Source organism: Serratia silvae (assembly GCF_023282985.1).
Lineage (GTDB): Bacteria > Pseudomonadota > Gammaproteobacteria > Enterobacterales > Enterobacteriaceae > Chania > Chania silvae.
In genome coordinates this window covers 311,486-327,628 of record NZ_JAGQDC010000004.1, presented here as the reverse complement: position 1 = coordinate 327,628, position 16,143 = coordinate 311,486, and the positions used below count along the sequence as shown (strand labels likewise).

The 16,143-nt window shown below is 53.4% G+C and carries 12 protein-coding genes; 6 read left to right on the top strand and 6 right to left on the bottom strand.

All coding sequences use genetic code 11. The annotated features are described in order from the left end of the window. Positions 1-795: 795 nt before the first annotated feature. The 6 genes from KAJ71_RS08035 to KAJ71_RS08010 are packed head-to-tail and all read right to left on the bottom strand — an operon-like array spanning position 796 to position 9,930. On the bottom strand, positions 796-2,211 hold the full coding sequence (locus KAJ71_RS08035; RefSeq protein ID WP_248945231.1) for an alginate export family protein: 1,416 nt from the start codon (positions 2,209-2,211) through the stop codon (positions 796-798). Between the two features lie 4 nt (positions 2,212-2,215). Then, positions 2,216-4,513 (bottom strand): aminoglycoside phosphotransferase family protein, encoded by a 2,298-nt coding sequence (locus tag KAJ71_RS08030; RefSeq protein ID WP_248945230.1) that lies wholly within the window; start codon positions 4,511-4,513, stop codon positions 2,216-2,218. A gap of 27 nt (positions 4,514-4,540) precedes the next feature. After that, on the bottom strand, positions 4,541-6,343 hold the full coding sequence (locus tag KAJ71_RS08025) for an ABC transporter ATP-binding protein (RefSeq protein WP_248945229.1): 1,803 nt from the start codon (positions 6,341-6,343) through the stop codon (positions 4,541-4,543). After that, complete coding sequence (locus KAJ71_RS08020) at positions 6,340-7,485, bottom strand: glycosyltransferase family 4 protein (RefSeq protein WP_248945228.1); 1,146 nt, start codon at positions 7,483-7,485, stop codon at positions 6,340-6,342. Before KAJ71_RS08020 ends, KAJ71_RS08025 begins: the two co-directional genes overlap by 4 nt. Further along, a complete protein-coding gene (locus KAJ71_RS08015) occupies positions 7,482-8,729 on the bottom strand; it encodes a glycosyltransferase family 4 protein (RefSeq protein WP_248945227.1) in 1,248 nt (415 codons plus the stop codon). Before KAJ71_RS08015 ends, KAJ71_RS08020 begins: the two co-directional genes overlap by 4 nt. After that, positions 8,719-9,930, bottom strand: coding sequence for a glycosyltransferase family protein (locus KAJ71_RS08010; RefSeq protein WP_248945226.1), 1,212 nt, complete (start codon positions 9,928-9,930; stop codon positions 8,719-8,721). Before KAJ71_RS08010 ends, KAJ71_RS08015 begins: the two co-directional genes overlap by 11 nt. A 602-nt stretch (positions 9,931-10,532) precedes the next feature. Here KAJ71_RS08010 and pstS point away from each other — a divergent pair. The 6 genes from pstS to KAJ71_RS07980 all read left to right on the top strand — a co-directional run bounded on the left by pstS (position 10,533) and on the right by KAJ71_RS07980 (position 16,079). Beyond that, positions 10,533-11,573 carry a phosphate ABC transporter substrate-binding protein PstS gene (pstS, locus tag KAJ71_RS08005; RefSeq protein ID WP_248945225.1) on the top strand — a complete coding sequence of 347 codons (1,041 nt, stop codon included), beginning with the start codon at positions 10,533-10,535 and terminating at the stop codon, positions 11,571-11,573. Positions 11,574-11,664: 91 nt separating this feature from the next. Further along, the gene (pstC, locus tag KAJ71_RS08000; protein WP_024527373.1) at positions 11,665-12,621 is read left to right on the top strand and encodes a phosphate ABC transporter permease PstC; all 957 of its coding nucleotides are present in this window, start codon (positions 11,665-11,667) and stop codon (positions 12,619-12,621) included. A 1-nt stretch (position 12,622) separates the two neighbouring features. Beyond that, the gene (gene pstA, locus KAJ71_RS07995; RefSeq protein ID WP_024484695.1) at positions 12,623-13,513 is read left to right on the top strand and encodes a phosphate ABC transporter permease PstA; all 891 of its coding nucleotides are present in this window, start codon (positions 12,623-12,625) and stop codon (positions 13,511-13,513) included. A gap of 53 nt (positions 13,514-13,566) precedes the next feature. Further along, on the top strand, positions 13,567-14,337 hold the full coding sequence (gene pstB / locus KAJ71_RS07990) for a phosphate ABC transporter ATP-binding protein PstB (RefSeq protein WP_375540725.1): 771 nt from the start codon (positions 13,567-13,569) through the stop codon (positions 14,335-14,337). A 12-nt stretch (positions 14,338-14,349) separates the two neighbouring features. Further along, positions 14,350-15,081: a phosphate signaling complex protein PhoU gene (gene phoU / locus KAJ71_RS07985; protein WP_024484696.1), complete on the top strand. Its 732-nt coding sequence runs from the start codon at positions 14,350-14,352 to the stop codon at positions 15,079-15,081. A gap of 167 nt (positions 15,082-15,248) precedes the next feature. After that, positions 15,249-16,079: an ABC transporter substrate-binding protein gene (locus KAJ71_RS07980; RefSeq protein WP_248945223.1), complete on the top strand. Its 831-nt coding sequence runs from the start codon at positions 15,249-15,251 to the stop codon at positions 16,077-16,079. The last annotated feature ends 64 nt before the right edge of the window (positions 16,080-16,143 follow it).

The window sequence follows — 16,143 nt, the reverse complement described above, 5'->3', positions numbered from 1 at the left end:
CTTCATGGGGATGTCCTCATGTGGCTTATGAAGACATTACTAACATCGGGGTGTACTAATCAACGGGGAGCAGGTCACATTGTATTAATAGCTATTAAACTCAAAAATCACAGTGGCGTACAAGGGCATTTTGTTTCTCTGTAACATAGATCGCATAATAAGCTCTCGGCGATTTCACGTTGTTACATCCTACTGTTACCCAAGTGGATATAGCCCAAGTTCAGCCTACTTGCTAACACCTACACATTGCGTTCATGTGGACAAGTGTCTAAAAAAAGACATTTGAGAGATGGCGAGTAATGCGTATCTTCAGCCCATCTAAAAGACCTGCTTGCCGGTTATCAACAGCAGCTGCAAGGTTATCTCGACCAACATGATATTGAGCTGCTGATCCCCACCAGTGAAGAGATCTTCCTCTCCCACGCGTTTGCTGCGTATATCGGGCCTACCAAGTGGCTGCTGCCCGAACGGCGGTTGCTATTTGAACTGCATCATAAGTACCAAAGCCTGATGAGTTGAACGATCAGCAGCCATTGGCAATCCCTGGATACCGACGCATTGCGGCAACAGGCATTACAGCGTTATTCCCAGCATACTTTGATGATCCGTTCGCCAGACCCTCGAGCTGTTGGCGCAGCTCTCCCAGCAAGGTTGGCTGCAACTGTACGGATTGTTCCACCAGCAGCAGATGGTGGGGGTGTTGGGAATGGTTAGTTGGAGCAGACGGTAACGGTGCCCATCGTCGACCTGCATCATTGGCCCTGCATCGTCGCCTGATCGCTTTTAGTCTCTGTTTCAGAATCTGAGTTCGGCTTCTAGCCCAATAGAATAGGCGTTCTCACTGCGAGGGCTGTGGGGGCTACTGGCAGAGGTAAAGCGTTTGGATGGAGAGAACATTCCGACGATAGCCTCAACCTTGGTGTTATCCGTTGGCTTCCACCCTAAAACCATATCGACTCCAGAACCCAGATAGCGGGTATTCTGGCGATCGTATTTGCTGGATAAATCAGTCTGGTTGTTGGCAAAATCGCTTAGTCGGGCCTGATGATAACGGTGGTAGACGACGTCCAGGGTTGCCTGCTGGGAGAGGTCCATTCCCAGGCTGGCGGTGAAGATATGGATATTTGTCAGGTCGGGATTTAATGTTTCACCGTATATCTTGAATTTGCTACCGCCACCTAAGGTGGCCTCATTGGAATGTAAACCCGTTTGCCGGTAGTCTTGGCTACCGAAGGCATAGCCTAGCGTCACTCGTGGTTTTAGCGCCCGATCTTCAAATCGATAGGTTCCCCCTAAATCGACTGCATAACCTCGTTTATCGCTATCTGATTGACGCTTTTCAGACATACCCAGCTCAAACCAGTGCTGCAGTCCCTTTTTGGCAGGGTTATGGGAGCGCAGGCCGATATTGAGCTGCCGATCGTGATTATCGCCATGGTATTGGGCGACCGTATAAGCCCCCACCTGCCACTTACTCGCTATTTTTTTGCGTAATATCAGGCTACCGATATTCACCGGCTCGAAACTGCGGGTTGAGCTATCGAGCAAATCTTTCTGCCAGTAGTTTACCCTGCCCCCCAGAGCCTCCAGATGCCAGTCACCCAGCTTGCTCTGTGCAACTACCCCATCCAGATTTTCATCAAACAGCCACTCGCGTTCATCACGGTATAGCCAACGCCCAAGACGTAGATGGGTATAAGGAATGATATCTTCGGTCAAACCCACGTAAGCCTGATTCAGCTCCAGCTTGGTCTGCCTTTCCGGCTGTGCCGCCGATTTTCGTTTGGTTTTTCGTTGCCATTCGATTTCCGCGCGGCCATAAATCGGGTTATTTTCCATCACCCCCACATTCATCCGCAGCGACGGCTCGTGGGCCAGTTCGTTTTCTCTTTTATCCCCGTGTCTTAATTTCTTGTTGCGCAGATTGAACACCTCCATCTTGGTCCGGAGATTGATGCTGATCACCTTCACGGGTTCGGGGCTTTGGGGTGGTCGTTTGGTGTCGTTATTGGAATCAATAATTTCAATATGATCGTTGCTATCCAGTTGGAGAAGACCCGGGATGTCCTGTTCTATAATGGCCGCCAGCAGAGCACTTTTTTCCTGATCTTTATAGAAAAGGCCAGGCACCTCATCCGCCAAGGAAAAAAGCGGTGTTAACAATAACCCCAGCCCCATCGAGTGGGTAAAACGATTGCAACGTATCAACATATCCCTATTCCTGTTTTAGTTCCTTAGCCAGGGCTTGTTCACACAGAGCGATCAACGTCGCTGTGGTATGGTGCCGCTCGGTAAACTGCGTGCTTAGAAAAATATGGCGGGTTAACGCCAAGGTGGTAAATGTCATAATGGATCGCGGAGCCACCTCCGGTGAATCAGTGAGAAAGGCGGTGGTAAACGCCTGCTCATGACTATCTAACGCGTGAATATCACCATACCGGCGTAACGCCAGTTCTCGCACATGTGCCAGATAGTTGCCTGCATCCAGAGCCGGGGAACTGGTGCAGCACAAATCAAAATCCAGCAGGGTAAGCCGTAGAGGGTGTTGGTTATTTATCAGGACCTGATCGGGGTAAAAATCGCGATGAACGCAGGAGGTTTTTTCCCTGTTTAACGGCAGGCTTGCATGTTCACAAGCACGCAGCAGGCGATCTAGGCGGATTTGCCAATGTGGATATAACGCCGCCACTTTGTGCAAGCCTTGCTGTAATACCGCCAGTTCGTCGGCGATACGCCACGTTTTTGCCGCTACGGCAAGTTGTAGCCCTCGATGCTGGTGTAATGCGGCTAATGCCTTACCTACCTGTGTTCCCAACTCGGCTAGCCGTGGCTCGCTGGGGATGAGCAGTTCGGTTAAAGCAACGGCATCGACCTTACGTTGCAGCCAGATATTCCACTCGGGCAGCAGGGCTAGTGGCTCGGGGACGGTGAAGGGGGCTGCGCCATGCCAACCCTGTCGCCAAAGGCGCTTTTGATAGTCAAAGGCGGCACGGTTTACCCCCTTTTTACTGTATTTCCCCAATACCTCATGCGGTTGGCGATGGTCTGGATCGGCGATCTGATAGTGGATAATGGCACGTCGGCCCGGCTTATGCCGTACTATCCTACAAGCCTGTAATCGGCTTTGTGGGGGCAGGTTCAATGCCGCGATCAGCGGTTGTGCCATGATTGATGGGGTACTGAGTTGCACCAGCAACTTTTCCGCTGGCAAAAAGACTGTCGAGGTGGGCTGGGCTAGCAGTTGTTGTACACGATCGAGTAATGCCTCGATCTGCTCAGGCCAATCCTCAGCCCGTGTACGAAATGGCTCAGTCGCCAGACACATTAGCGCCCAGGCGGCGTACCAGGCCAGAGCCTGCTTATCCACCGGGCTGGTACGGGTGACCGAATAACCGGACAAAAAAGCGTTCATCACGCTGTCAACCGAGGGGTATTGCAGGGTTTTATCAATGGCCTGGAGTTCCAGACGTGCCTGAAACGAGGCTAAATCCATCAGGGGAGCGCCGTAAGTACAACGATCCCAATCGATAATGTGCAGTGCGCCACCGTCGGCGGGTTTCACCACCTGATCGGCGGAAAAATCACCGTGGATCAGTACCGGCTCGATTCGGCAAGCCATCAGGTATTGAGCGATTTTGGTGGCCAATTCATGATAGCGTACGGCACCCGATGGGTGGATAACGGTAAGGATATTCAGCACGCGCCATAATGCCTGGATGTTCTCATTGCTGCCCGATGCCTTGGGAAGCGAAAACGGTGTGCAATGGACTTGAGCCAAGGCGCTACCGGCCGCCTCCATGGCGCTCAGAGAGAGCGTTCCGCTATGTTCTGGCCCCAGGCTCTCGCCTGCGATCCAACGCGTTGCCAGCATCCGCTGATTGCCGAGGCTGCCAAGCAGTGAGATATGACCTAAAGCTGCGCCTACCGCCGTTCCCTGTAGCATTCGCCCATACTCTTTTGCACAGGCGCAGCGCAGTATGGCAATGGGCTTATTCTGGCAGGAAAGTTGGATGATGGTACGGCGCTCTGGTTTATAGCGTAGAAAACGCCAGTCGATATGCTCCACCTCGTTGAAGGAGGGTAAAAGCTGGCGAAATAACGCCTGACGCGTCTCGTCATGTTTGAGTAAATGCAGAAAACGTAGGGTACGATCGTGTAACGGATGTTGCAGCAGGATGGCACTCGCGTGCAGAGCCAGTGGGGCATCTGGATCGCCAGCGGCGATCAGAGCCTGTCGTTTGGGATGTTGCCAGGACTGAATAAACCGCTCGGCGGTCAACGCTTTGGCAAAATAGGTTTTGCGTTGCTGTGAACCCAGCGTCACTGTCAGGCTTGCGGCACAGCTATTGCCGGGTTTATAGCGTAAATAGTCTAGCGTTACGAATTGGGCATCTTGCAAGGGGGGCAGACACCGTAGCGCTTGGAGCAGGGCGTCGTTATCCAGCAGCAACGCCAAACCGGGTAGCTGGGGATCCTGAGCTATGATGCGAAGTTCGGCTGCATGTTTTGTCATAGGGGTTACTTTGCCTCCTGGCTTGATTCAGACTGTCCGTTGTAACTGCCACAATTCCCAATAACGGCCCTGCTGGGCCAGCAGCTCGTCATGTGTGCCTTGCTCAACGACCGTTCCCTGATCCAGAAACAGGATGCGATCGGCTCTGCTGGCGAAAGACAGGTTGTGCGTGATGACCAGGCTGGTGCGGCCATGCATCAACCGTGACAGGGCCTCTATGACGGCATTTTCGTTTTTGCTGTCCAGCCCGACGCCAGGTTCATCCAGTATCAGGATTGAATTTTGTCTGATGGCAGCCCGGGCGATAGCAATGCGCTGGCGTTGCCCGCCAGACAGCGAGCTTCCTCTCTCGCTGATGACGGTGTCGTACCCCTGCGGTAGGGCCATGATAAAATCATGGGCATTGGCCAGGCGTGCGGCCGCGATAGTTTGTTCTTCTGTGACCTCACTATGGGCTGCCAGATTGATATTCTCGCGAACCGTGACGCCAAATAGCAGGTTATCTTGCGGAACATAGCTTATCCGCTGGCGAATGCTGCTGAGGGTATAATCGCGAATATCCCGGCCACCGATCTCGATGCACCCGGAGCCTGGATCGTACAAGCGTAGCAATAGGCTGATCAGGGTGGACTTACCCGCGCCAGAAGGCCCGGTTACCGCAACGCTTTGACCAGGGGGGATATAGAAGCTAGCCCCTTGCAGCGTCTGTGTAAACTCTGTCTCTGCTGTTGTTTGATAGCTGAAATGGATGTTGTCAAAACGGATATCCCCAGGCGCGGCGGCCAATTCGTTCGCATTGGGGCGTTCGATGATCGCTGGCTGGTGGTGCAGCAGATCGACAATACGCTCTCCTGCCGTGATCGCTTTTGATAAGCGCCCGGTGTACTTGGCGTATTCTCTTACCGGACGGAAGGTATTCTTCAGATAGGACAGGAAGATCAGCAGATCGCCCGGTGACATGCGGCCAGCCAGGACTTCCATGGCGCCGTTTAACAACACTAACCCGGTGGTGAACGCGATCAGGATATCTACCCGGCGTTCCAACCCGGCGGACAGGCGCTTGGTTTGCACGTTCTGTTGTAGGCTTTGTGCATCGTCGCCGCGAAAGCTTTTCATCGTCGCCGACTCCAGCGACAGGGCTTGCACCGTCGCGATGCCACCGAGGTATTCCGCTGCCTTGGCGGCCAAAGCCCCTTCCCGTTTACGTTGCCCACGGCTGACGTGGCTGATTTTCTGGCTGGCGCTGCGGGTCATCCATACCAGCAATAGCAACGGCAGCAGGGTGATCAGCGTCAGCTTCCAGTCAAGAAACAGCATAATGCCGAACATGCCTAGCAGGATCACGATGCTCGACAATAGCGGCATGAGTGCGGTAACGGTCACCTCGCGCAGCATGGCGATGTCGTTGATCAGGCGCATCGTCAAATCGCCGGTTCTGGCCTGATGATGAAACTTTAGGGGGAGGCGTAACAGGTGTGCAAACAGATCCAGGCGGATCTCGCTGAGCACTCGGCTACCTGCCAACGCCAGGCCAATGGTGCTGAAATAGCTGATGGCGGCCTTAAGGATGGCAATAACGAAGACGCCGCCTGCGCACAACCACAGCCCGGTCTGGATGCTCCAGTCACCATAAGTGGCCAACTTGCCGGACACGGGTCTGTCTGAGACTTCTGCCAAAATGAGATCGATGGCAAATGCCAACGGCCAAGGCTCCAGTAAACGTATACCGGATGCCAGCAACAGCGCCAGAAAGGCGCTTTGGATCAACCTTCGCTGTTTACGGATGTAGGGCAGGAAGAGGCGTAACATTTTTGCTTTGTGGCTATTCACTTCAACCCCGCCAAGCGCCAGATTAGCGCAGTGATGCTCTGCCAACTCTGGTTTTGTTCTACCTGTTGCCGCCCTGCATCCCCCAGCTGCTGGCAGAGCGGAACATCGTCCAACAGGTGCTCAATCGCAATGCACAGCGCCAGGGCATCATCCGGTGGAACCAGCAGCCCGGTTTTGCCTTCTGATACCACCTCAGGCAGATGTCCGACCCGGGTGGTGATCACCGGTAGTCTGGCGGCCATGTACTCATAGATTTTCAGCGGTGAGAAATAGAACCCGGCCAGCTGCGGATAGGGAGCGACGGCGATATCCATCGCTGCCAGTAACGTTGGCACGTTGAGGTGATCGACGGCACCGGTGAAGTGACAGAAAGAGAGTAACCCATACTGCGTCAATTGGGTGCGCAGTTGCAGATATTCGGGGCCGTCACCGACGATGGAAAGCCGGACAGGGCGGCCACGCTGGTGCAGGAGATGAAAGGCTTCAACCAGAGTCTGAACGCCATGCCAAGGCTTCAGTGAACCTACAAAACCAATCACCGCCGGATTATTCCGTACCGCTTTTCGCGCTGGGTATCTTGCCGGATCGACGCCGTTGGCCACCACATGGATCTTATTCCCTGACTCTGGGAAATTCTCCAGCCAGGTTTTTACCCCAGGGGATACAGCGATGATAGTGTCGGCGTTCGTGAGCACCTGGCGTAATGTTTGCTCGGCCTCCTGCTCCAGGGGGAGTTGCCGATATTTACGCTGTTCTTCGATCAATGGCGCATTCACTTCCAGAATACCGGTGATGCCCGCTTTACGGGCAAAGGTCATACCCGCATGGCTCCACAAAGAATAACGCTCATAGATCACATCGTAAGGCCCGGTAAGCGCCAACTGTTCGGTCACCCAGCTATTCGCTTCCAGTGCCTGGCGTGCACGCTCCTCCCTGTGGGTATTAGCTGACAAGGGCGGCAGTGGCTCAATGTTGATCTCTTGAAACTCAGCGGGTACCGGCCCGCCAAGGCGTTGGGCAAACAGCGTAATCGTCATCCCTTGAGCCAGCAGGGCGCGCAGGACTTCCTGAATATGTATCGATGCGCCCTTGTGGCCAAATACCGGAATGCCGGGATCGGCACAGAGATAAGCGACTTTCACGATTGGCCTCCTTGGGTAGCAGGTATGGGTCGAGCGCTGGCTCGAAAGATGGCGCGTAGCTGGGTGGTGTTTTTGTCGATGTCATAGTGCTGCTCAATACGCTTTCTGGCCCGTAGCGATAAAGCAAGACCGGTGGGGGCTTCATCGAGCAGGCGTAACATTGCTTTGGCGAGGGCATGAGGATCCTGAGGAGCGACGCAAAGCCCGGTTTCACCTTCTGTGACCAATTCTGGGATACCAGCGACCCGCGTTGAGATGACGGGGGTTCCCAGCGCCATGGCCTCCAGCAAGATGGTTGGCAAGCCATCCCGGTCACCCTCTTCACTCACAACACAGGGAGCCACTACCATCGCGGCATTTTGCATGGCGTAAATGATGCCGGGCTGAGGTAATGGACCCGCCAGAGTGACCTTGTGTGCTATCCCTGCTGTTTGAATCTGTGTCGCCAACGCATCTTGTAACGGGCCATAACCTACTATCGTTGCGCGAAATTCAATGCCGCGTGAATGTAGCAGGCTCAGTGCTTCAATCAGGATGTCGAAACCTTTCTTGGCGACTAGGCGGCCAACCGCCAAAATATGGCGGGTTTGGTTGGCGGGTGCCTGATAAGGGAATTTAGCCAGATCGATGCCGTTATAGACTCTGATTGCCTTATCGGCATCTCGGCCATATTGCTGTTTGAGGTAGGCCAGGTTGTAATCGGAAACAGTAATCGCTCGGGCACTATCGCGCAGCTTGCGGGCCATATCCGTGGTTTCCTCATACGGATAATAGATATCTTTGGCATGGGCGGTAAAGGTATAGCTGATCCCGCTTAGCCTGGCCGCCAGCCGTGCTACAGTGGTGGCGCGAGTGGCGAAATGGGCATGCAGACACTGGATACCTTGTGCACGCACCGCCAGGGCCAGCATGATGGCTTGGGCAAACTCGTGAATGTTGTGGTGCTGTGCCAGGAACAGGTTGTTGGCAAAGTCGGGCAGTTGCTGATGAGCCTGCTGCAATAGCGCCCAAAAGCTTTCGCAATTGCGCTGCTTGTCGTTGAGCCGTGTGACCGGCGCCCGTACTTCGGCAATATCGTGCTGGAAGTGTGGCTCGTCCACAGGGCCAAGCGCAAAAATAGCGACTTTTGCTCCAGCACGTTCATGCGCCAGGATCTCGTTCACCACGAAGGTTTCGGAAAACCGGGGGTAACGTTTGACGACGTAACCCACATAAATTGGCGGTGTCTGTGGGTCAGATTTCATGGAGCGTCTCCTGTCTGGTTTTTGCTACGGCGTTGCTGGATTGGAACAGCGCTTTAACTTTGTTGGTAAAGGTCTCCAGCCCATTAAAATTCAAAACATGACGTGGATTTTGTGGCGTACTTTGTTCTGTCAGCCAGTGGTTGAGGATCGGTAGACTTAGGTGGTCAGGATGTAGGCAAGACACCAGTTGCATCTCCGCCAACCGGCTAGCGCGTAGCCATTGTTCCTGGCGAGGGGTAACGCGGGGGACGATCAAGGCACGCTTGTGGAAGGATAAAATTTCTGTGGTGGTGTTATAGCCCCCCATGGCCACCAGGCATTCCGCCTGACGCAATAACTCCAAAGGTTCGGCCACAAACCGTACCACCAGCAGGTCATGACGTTTGGCGGCGATCCTTTGCAGCTCTTCCCGTTGCTCGACGGGCATCATTGAACCGGTAATCAACACTCCCATCATGCCGGTGGGAAAGGTGGCGTTGGCAAAGGTGGTGGCCAGCTCAAAACCATCCTGGCCTCCGCCCACCAGGCAAAGTGCATAGGGCTGCCGGATACCGGGCACGATTGCCTGGGGTTTGGCTTGCTGACGTGGGCGACGGGTGGCATCCAGGTAACCAAGAAATGAAATTTTCTGGCAGGTATCACCATCAAAGTGATAAGCCTGAGCTAAATTATAAAATGATTTATCGCCATATATCCAAATAGAGGAAAAGTAATTGCGAATAGTCTCAATGTTATTTAATTTTTCCCATTGTCGCCTTACGGTCGCAGGATCGTCAACAATATCACGTAAGCCTAGTACCAGATGGGTACCATTTTTTACCAGTGTCGGTAATACGCTGTCTAATTCAGACATTGCGCCCCTGGGAACGTTGTCGACAATAAAAATATCGGGTTTGAATGTTTTCATTGCCGCCTGGATAATGTCAGCTCGCAGAGATGTCAGGCGCTGGACATCCCTACCTAGGGAGCGGGGGTAATACTCGCCTTCAGCGGTTTTAAAATAGGTGGGCAAGGTGATAATGTCCGCTCCCTTGGGTAAGTGAAAGCTGCCGGACTCATGGACGCCGCTGATTAATAGCACCTCGGCTTCCGGCATGACGGACAGTAACTCACTGGCCAGCAACAGGTTCCTTCTGACATGCCCTAGCCCCATAGTGTCATGAGAATAAAAAACGATTTTTGGAACTTGATATTCACGCATTCAGCACTCCCTACTGTAAATCCCTTTATCCCTGAATAGGAATTGTCTCTTTTTAAATGAATGACTAATGACTATGGTTGTTAGTGAAAATTTACGTTGATAATGCATGGTGTGGTTATTTTAATAATCTAACCTACCGCTACGCCCATCTGCAATTATTTTATTTCTGTTGAGCTTTTGTTTATTGACTTTTGTTATTTTTTGAGGCGCTTTTGTTAGGGGCTTTGCTTGGGAATAAACTGATTATTGGTCGGTGTTGAGTTATTTACGGTAATGATTTAATGGGTTTTCTCTTATACTCATCAAGCGTCGTTAAGGTCGAAAAGAATAGCGGTGAGGCTGTTTTTTTATGGGGTTTCTGGGCTTTTTTCTAGGAACGATTGCGGTGTTTTCTGATAAGCGGTGATTATCCTATATGGATAAGCTAATTCTTCTTTATTTCTAGGAGTGATCCTCTTGTTGTTGTGTGAATGACTGTCATAAAAATGTCATATTTAGTACATTTTACTGTCACCAAACTGTCCTATTTTCCCTCCTGCAGCAATACTTACTCTGATGAAAACGACCCAAGGTCGATTTTGAATATCCCATTAGGAGGGATTATGAAACTGATGCGTACCACCGTCGCCAGTATTGTGGCAGCGACTTTCTCTTTGGCCTCTGTGTCCGCCTTCGCTGCTGCTAGCCTGACCGGTGCAGGTGCGACATTCCCCGCTCCGGTGTATGCCAAGTGGGCAGATTCTTATCAGAAAGAAACCGGCAACAAGGTTAACTATCAGGGGATCGGTTCCTCTGGTGGTGTGAAGCAAATCATCGCCAACACCGTTGATTTTGGTGCTTCTGATGCCCCGCTGTCCGATGAAAAACTGGCTGCGGACGGCCTGTTCCAGTTCCCTACCGTGATCGGTGGCGTGGTACTGGCGGTAAATATTCCGGGCATCAAATCCGGTGAGCTGACTCTGGATGGTCAAACCCTGGGGGATATCTACCTGGGCAACATCAAAAAATGGAATGACCCGGCGATCATTAAACTGAACCCAGGCGTTAAGCTGCCGGATCAGGCTATCGCCGTGGTACGTCGTGCTGATGGTTCTGGGACTTCTTTCGTGTTCACCAGCTATCTGGCCAAGGCTAACGCGCAGTGGAAAGAGAAAATTGGTGCGGGTTCAACCGTTAACTGGCCAACCGGCCTGGGTGGCAAAGGCAATGACGGCATCGCCGCGTTCGTTCAGCGTCTGCCTGGCTCCATCGGCTATGTCGAATACGCTTACGCCAAGCAGAACAACCTGGCCTACACTAAATTAGTGTCTGCCGATGGCAAACCGGTTAGCCCAACCGAAGAGAGCTTCAGCGCCGCAGCCAAAGGCGCGGATTGGAGCAAAACCTTCGCGCAGGACCTGACCAACCAGAAAGGCGACAACGTCTGGCCAATCACTTCTACCACCTTCATCCTGGTGCACAAAGAGCAGAAGAAGCCTGAGCAGGGCGCTGAAGTACTGAAGTTCTTTGACTGGGCTTACAAGGCCGGTGCCAAACAGGCCAGCGAACTGGATTACGCCGCCTTGCCTGCCGAAGTGGTTGAGCAAATCCGTGCTGCCTGGAAGACCAACGTCAAAGACAGCTCCGGTAAGGCCTTGTTCTAACAACGCAGGGGGTGCGGAAGACCGCGCCTCAACCTGATTGTCGGGGGCCTGGCGTGCCGGGCCCTCCAAGCTTTAAACAGAAGAGTAATCTATGGCTGAGTACAAGCCGACCATTAAAGCACCGGGTAAAAACGGTGACATCATCTTCAGCGCGCTGGTCAGACTGGCGGCGCTGATTACCCTATTGTTGCTGGGTGGCATCATTGTCTCGCTGATTATCGCCTCCTGGCCAAGCATGCAGAAGTTCGGTTTTGCCTTCCTGTGGACCAAAGAGTGGGATGCGCCAGCCGAACAGTTTGGTGCGCTGGTACCGATCTACGGCACGGTCGTCACCTCGGTGATTGCACTGATTATCGCCGTACCGGTCAGTTTTGGTATTGCCCTGTTCCTGACCGAGTTGGCCCCTAACTGGCTCAAGCGCCCATTGGGGATCGCGATAGAACTGTTAGCGGCGATCCCGAGCATCGTTTACGGCATGTGGGGTCTATTCGTGTTTGCCCCGCTGTTCGCCAAATATTTCCAAACCCCGGTGGGGGAAGTGTTGTCCGGTATCCCGATCGTTGGCGAGCTGTTCTCCGGCCCGGCATTTGGTATCGGTATTCTGGCTGCCGGGGTGATCCTGGCCATTATGATTATCCCTTACATTGCGGCGGTAATGCGTGATGTGTTCGAACAAACCCCGGTGATGATGAAAGAGTCGGCCTATGGCATCGGCTGCACCACTTGGGAAGTGATCTGGCGCATTGTGCTGCCGTTCACCAAAAACGGCGTGATCGGCGGTGTGATGCTCGGCCTGGGGCGTGCCCTGGGGGAAACCATGGCAGTAACCTTTATTATCGGTAACACCTACCAGCTCGACAGCTTCTCGCTGTATATGCCGGGCAACAGCATCACCTCGGCGCTGGCCAACGAATTCGCCGAAGCGGAATCCGGGCTGCATACCTCTGCATTGATGCAACTGGGCCTGATCCTGTTTGTGATCACCTTTATCGTCCTGGCGCTGTCGAAGTTGATGGTGATGCGTCTGGCCAAGCGTGAGGGTCGCTAACATGGCAACGATGGATATGCAAAACCCGGTAGCACTGGCGGAAAGCCGCCGCAAAATGCAGGCCTGGCGTCGGCAGAAAAACCGTCTGGCACTGTTCCTGTCGATGGCGACTATGGTCTTTGGCCTGTTCTGGCTGGTGTGGATCCTGTTCTCGACCATCACCAAGGGCATCGACGGCATGTCGCTGGCGCTGTTTACCGAAATGACGCCGCCGCCGAATACTGCGGGCGGTGGTCTGGCTAACGCCATCGCCGGTAGCGGCTTGCTGATCCTGTGGGCAACCATCTTCGGCACTCCGCTGGGCATCATGGCGGGTATTTATCTGGCGGAATATGGCCGTAAATCCTGGCTGGCGGAAGTGATCCGCTTTATCAACGATATTCTGTTATCCGCGCCATCGATCGTCGTGGGCCTGTTCGTGTACACCGTAGTGGTGGCGAAGATGGAGCACTTCTCCGGTTGGGCCGGAATTATTGCGCTGGCTCTGTTGCAGATCCCAATCGTGATCCGCACCACCGAGAACATGCTCAAGCTGGTACCGGACACGCTGCGTGAAGCGGCCTATGCGCTGGGGACACCGAAATGGCGCATGATTTCCGCCATTACGCTGAAAGCGTCGGTCTCCGGCATTATCACCGGCGTGCTGCTGGCGATTGCGCGTATCGCCGGGGAAACAGCCCCATTGCTGTTTACCTCGCTGTCGAATCAGTTCTGGAGCACCGACCTGATGCAGCCGATCGCCAACCTGCCGGTCACCATTTTCAAGTTTGCTATGAGCCCGTTTGCCGAGTGGCAACAACTGGCCTGGGCCGGGGTGCTGTTGATCACCCTGTGCGTACTGTTACTGAATATCCTGGCGCGTGTGATTTTCGCCAAGAAAAAGCATTCATAAAAATTTAAGTGCCGCTCAGGCGACACCGTGAAAAGAGAGAAGTCTTGATGAGTATGGTTGACTCCAGTTCCAGCAGCAAAATTCAGGTACGCGATCTGAACTTTTACTACGGCAAATTCCATGCGCTGAAAAACATCACGCTGGATATCGCCAAGAATAAGGTGACCGCGTTTATCGGCCCGTCTGGCTGTGGCAAATCGACGCTGCTGCGAACCTTCAACAAGATGTACCAGCTCTACCCGGAACAACGCGCCGAAGGCGATATCCTGCTGGATGGGCAAAACATCTTGACGGATAACCAGGACATCGCGCTGCTGCGTGCCAAGGTGGGCATGGTGTTCCAAAAGCCAACGCCGTTCCCGATGTCGATTTACGACAACATCGCCTTTGGCGTGCGCTTGTTCGAGAAGCTGTCCCGTGCGGATATGGACGAGCGTGTCCAGTGGGCGCTGACCAAGGCGGCACTGTGGAACGAGACCAAGGACAAGCTGCACCAAAGCGGTTACAGCCTGTCCGGCGGCCAGCAGCAACGCCTGTGCATTGCGCGCGGCATTGCCATTCGCCCGGAAGTGCTGTTGCTGGATGAGCCTTGTTCGGCGCTGGATCCGATTTCCACCGGCAAGATTGAAGAGCTGATCAGCGAGCTGAAGTCTGACTACACCGTGGTGATCGTGACCCACAATATGCAGCAGGCGGCGCGTTGTTCCGACTCCACCGCATTTATGTATCTGGGTGAGTTGATCGAGTTCAGCGATACTGACACTCTGTTTACCGCGCCACAGAAAAAGCAGACCGAAGACTACATTACTGGCCGCTATGGTTGATTAGGATGCATCATGGATAACCTGAATTTAAACAAACACATTTCCGGCCAGTTCAACGCTGAACTCGAGCACATCCGCACCCAAGTGCTGACCATGGGCGGGCTGGTGGAGCAACAGCTGACCGACGCCATTACCGCGATGCATAACCAGGATGGTGAACTGGCCAAGCGGGTGATTGAGGGAGATGCCAAGGTCAATATGATGGAAGTGGCGATCGATGAAGCCTGTGTGCGCATCATTGCCAAACGCCAGCCCACCGCCAGCGATCTGCGCCTGGTGATGGCGATCATCAAGACCATTTCCGAGCTGGAACGCATCGGCGACGTAGCGGACAAGATCTGTCGCACCGCACTGGAGAAATTTTCGCACCAGCATCAGCCGTTGCTGGTCAGCCTGGAGTCACTGGGCCGCCACACCGTGCAGATGCTGCACGACGTGCTGGATGCCTTTGCGCGTATGGATCTGGATGAAGCGATCCGGATTTACCGCGAAGACAAGAAGGTCGATCAAGAATATGAAGGCATTGTGCGCCAGTTGATGACCTACATGATGGAAGATACGCGCACCATTCCAAGCGTGCTGACGGCGCTGTTCTGTGCCCGCTCTATCGAGCGTATCGGTGATCGCTGCCAGAATATTTGCGAATTCATCTTCTACTTCGTCAAAGGCCAGGACTTCCGCCATATCGGTGGCGACGCGCTGGACAAGCTGTTGTCAGACGGTAAAGACGAGAAAAAAGCGTAATTCAACCAGTGATTTATCCAAGAAGGCGCTGAAAACGGCGCCTTTATGCCATTTAAAAACCATAAAGTTAAAAAGGTTATAACTATAGCGTTTAATATTATTTCCTGACCTAAGTGAGGCTTGCTAGCTTATCAGCCAGCGGGACATCAATCACTTGGGAGCCTTTCATGAAACAGCGCGTCTTAGCCTTATCTCTGTTAGCCAGCCTTGCCACTGGCGTGGCACATGCCGATAAACTTGATGATATTCAAAAAGCGGGCGTGGTGCGTATTGCGGTATTCGACAGCAACCCACCGTTTGGTTATGTCGATCCGCAAAGCAAAAAGCTGGTGGGTTATGATGTGGATGTGGCCGAAGCCATCGGTAAGGCGCTGGGCGTCAAGGTTGAACTGCGTGCTACCAACCCGGCTAACCGTATTCCTCTGCTGGTGTCCAAAAAGGTCGATCTGATCGCAGCCAACTTCACCTTCACCGACGAGCGTGCCAAAGAGGTGAATTTCAGCGTGCCCTATTTTGCTACCGGCCAGAAATTCATTGCTCATAAGGGCGTGCTGAAAACCCCTGAAGACATCAAGAAGCTGCGCATCGGTGCAGATAAAGGCACCGTGCAGGAAATCACCTTGCGTGAGCACTACCCAACGGCCAAAGTGATCTCTTACGACGATACTCCACTGGCGTTTGTCGCCCTGCGTAATGGCAACGTTCAGGCCATCACCCAGGACGATGCCAAGTTGGTTGGCCTGCTGGGCAACCTGCCGGCGGCGCAAAAAGCCGACTTTGAAATCTCTCCGTTCAGCATCACCAAAGAATATCAGGGCGTTGGCATCCCGAAAGGCGAAGATCGTCTGACGGCTACCGTTAACGATACCTTGATCAAACTGGAAAAAGACGGCGATGCGGTGAAGATTTACGATCGCTGGTTCGGCCCGGAAACCAAATCCGCCCAACCGCGTGGCGATTTCAAGATCGGCCCGTTGGATCAGCAACCTAAAGCCTAATCTCCCTGCTCCCTCTCCCCGGTTTTGTACCGTGGCGGAGAGGGTTGGGGTGAGGGGGGAAGTA

Bases quoted from the DNA above. Each gene is read 5' to 3' on its own strand.
- KAJ71_RS08035 (WP_248945231.1), bottom strand. From the start codon at position 2,211: ATGTTGATACGTTGCAATCGTTTTACCCACTCGATGGGGCTGGGGTTA.
- KAJ71_RS08030 (WP_248945230.1), bottom strand. From the start codon at position 4,513: ATGACAAAACATGCAGCCGAACTTCGCATCATAGCTCAGGATCCCCAG.
- KAJ71_RS08015 (WP_248945227.1), bottom strand. From the start codon at position 8,729: ATGAAATCTGACCCACAGACACCGCCAATTTATGTGGGTTACGTCGTC.
- KAJ71_RS08010 (WP_248945226.1), bottom strand. From the start codon at position 9,930: ATGCGTGAATATCAAGTTCCAAAAATCGTTTTTTATTCTCATGACACT.
- pstS (WP_248945225.1), top strand. From the start codon at position 10,533: ATGAAACTGATGCGTACCACCGTCGCCAGTATTGTGGCAGCGACTTTC.
- pstC (WP_024527373.1), top strand. From the start codon at position 11,665: ATGGCTGAGTACAAGCCGACCATTAAAGCACCGGGTAAAAACGGTGAC.
- pstA (WP_024484695.1), top strand. From the start codon at position 12,623: ATGGCAACGATGGATATGCAAAACCCGGTAGCACTGGCGGAAAGCCGC.
- pstB (WP_375540725.1), top strand. From the start codon at position 13,567: ATGGTTGACTCCAGTTCCAGCAGCAAAATTCAGGTACGCGATCTGAAC.
- phoU (WP_024484696.1), top strand. From the start codon at position 14,350: ATGGATAACCTGAATTTAAACAAACACATTTCCGGCCAGTTCAACGCT.
- KAJ71_RS07980 (WP_248945223.1), top strand. From the start codon at position 15,249: ATGAAACAGCGCGTCTTAGCCTTATCTCTGTTAGCCAGCCTTGCCACT.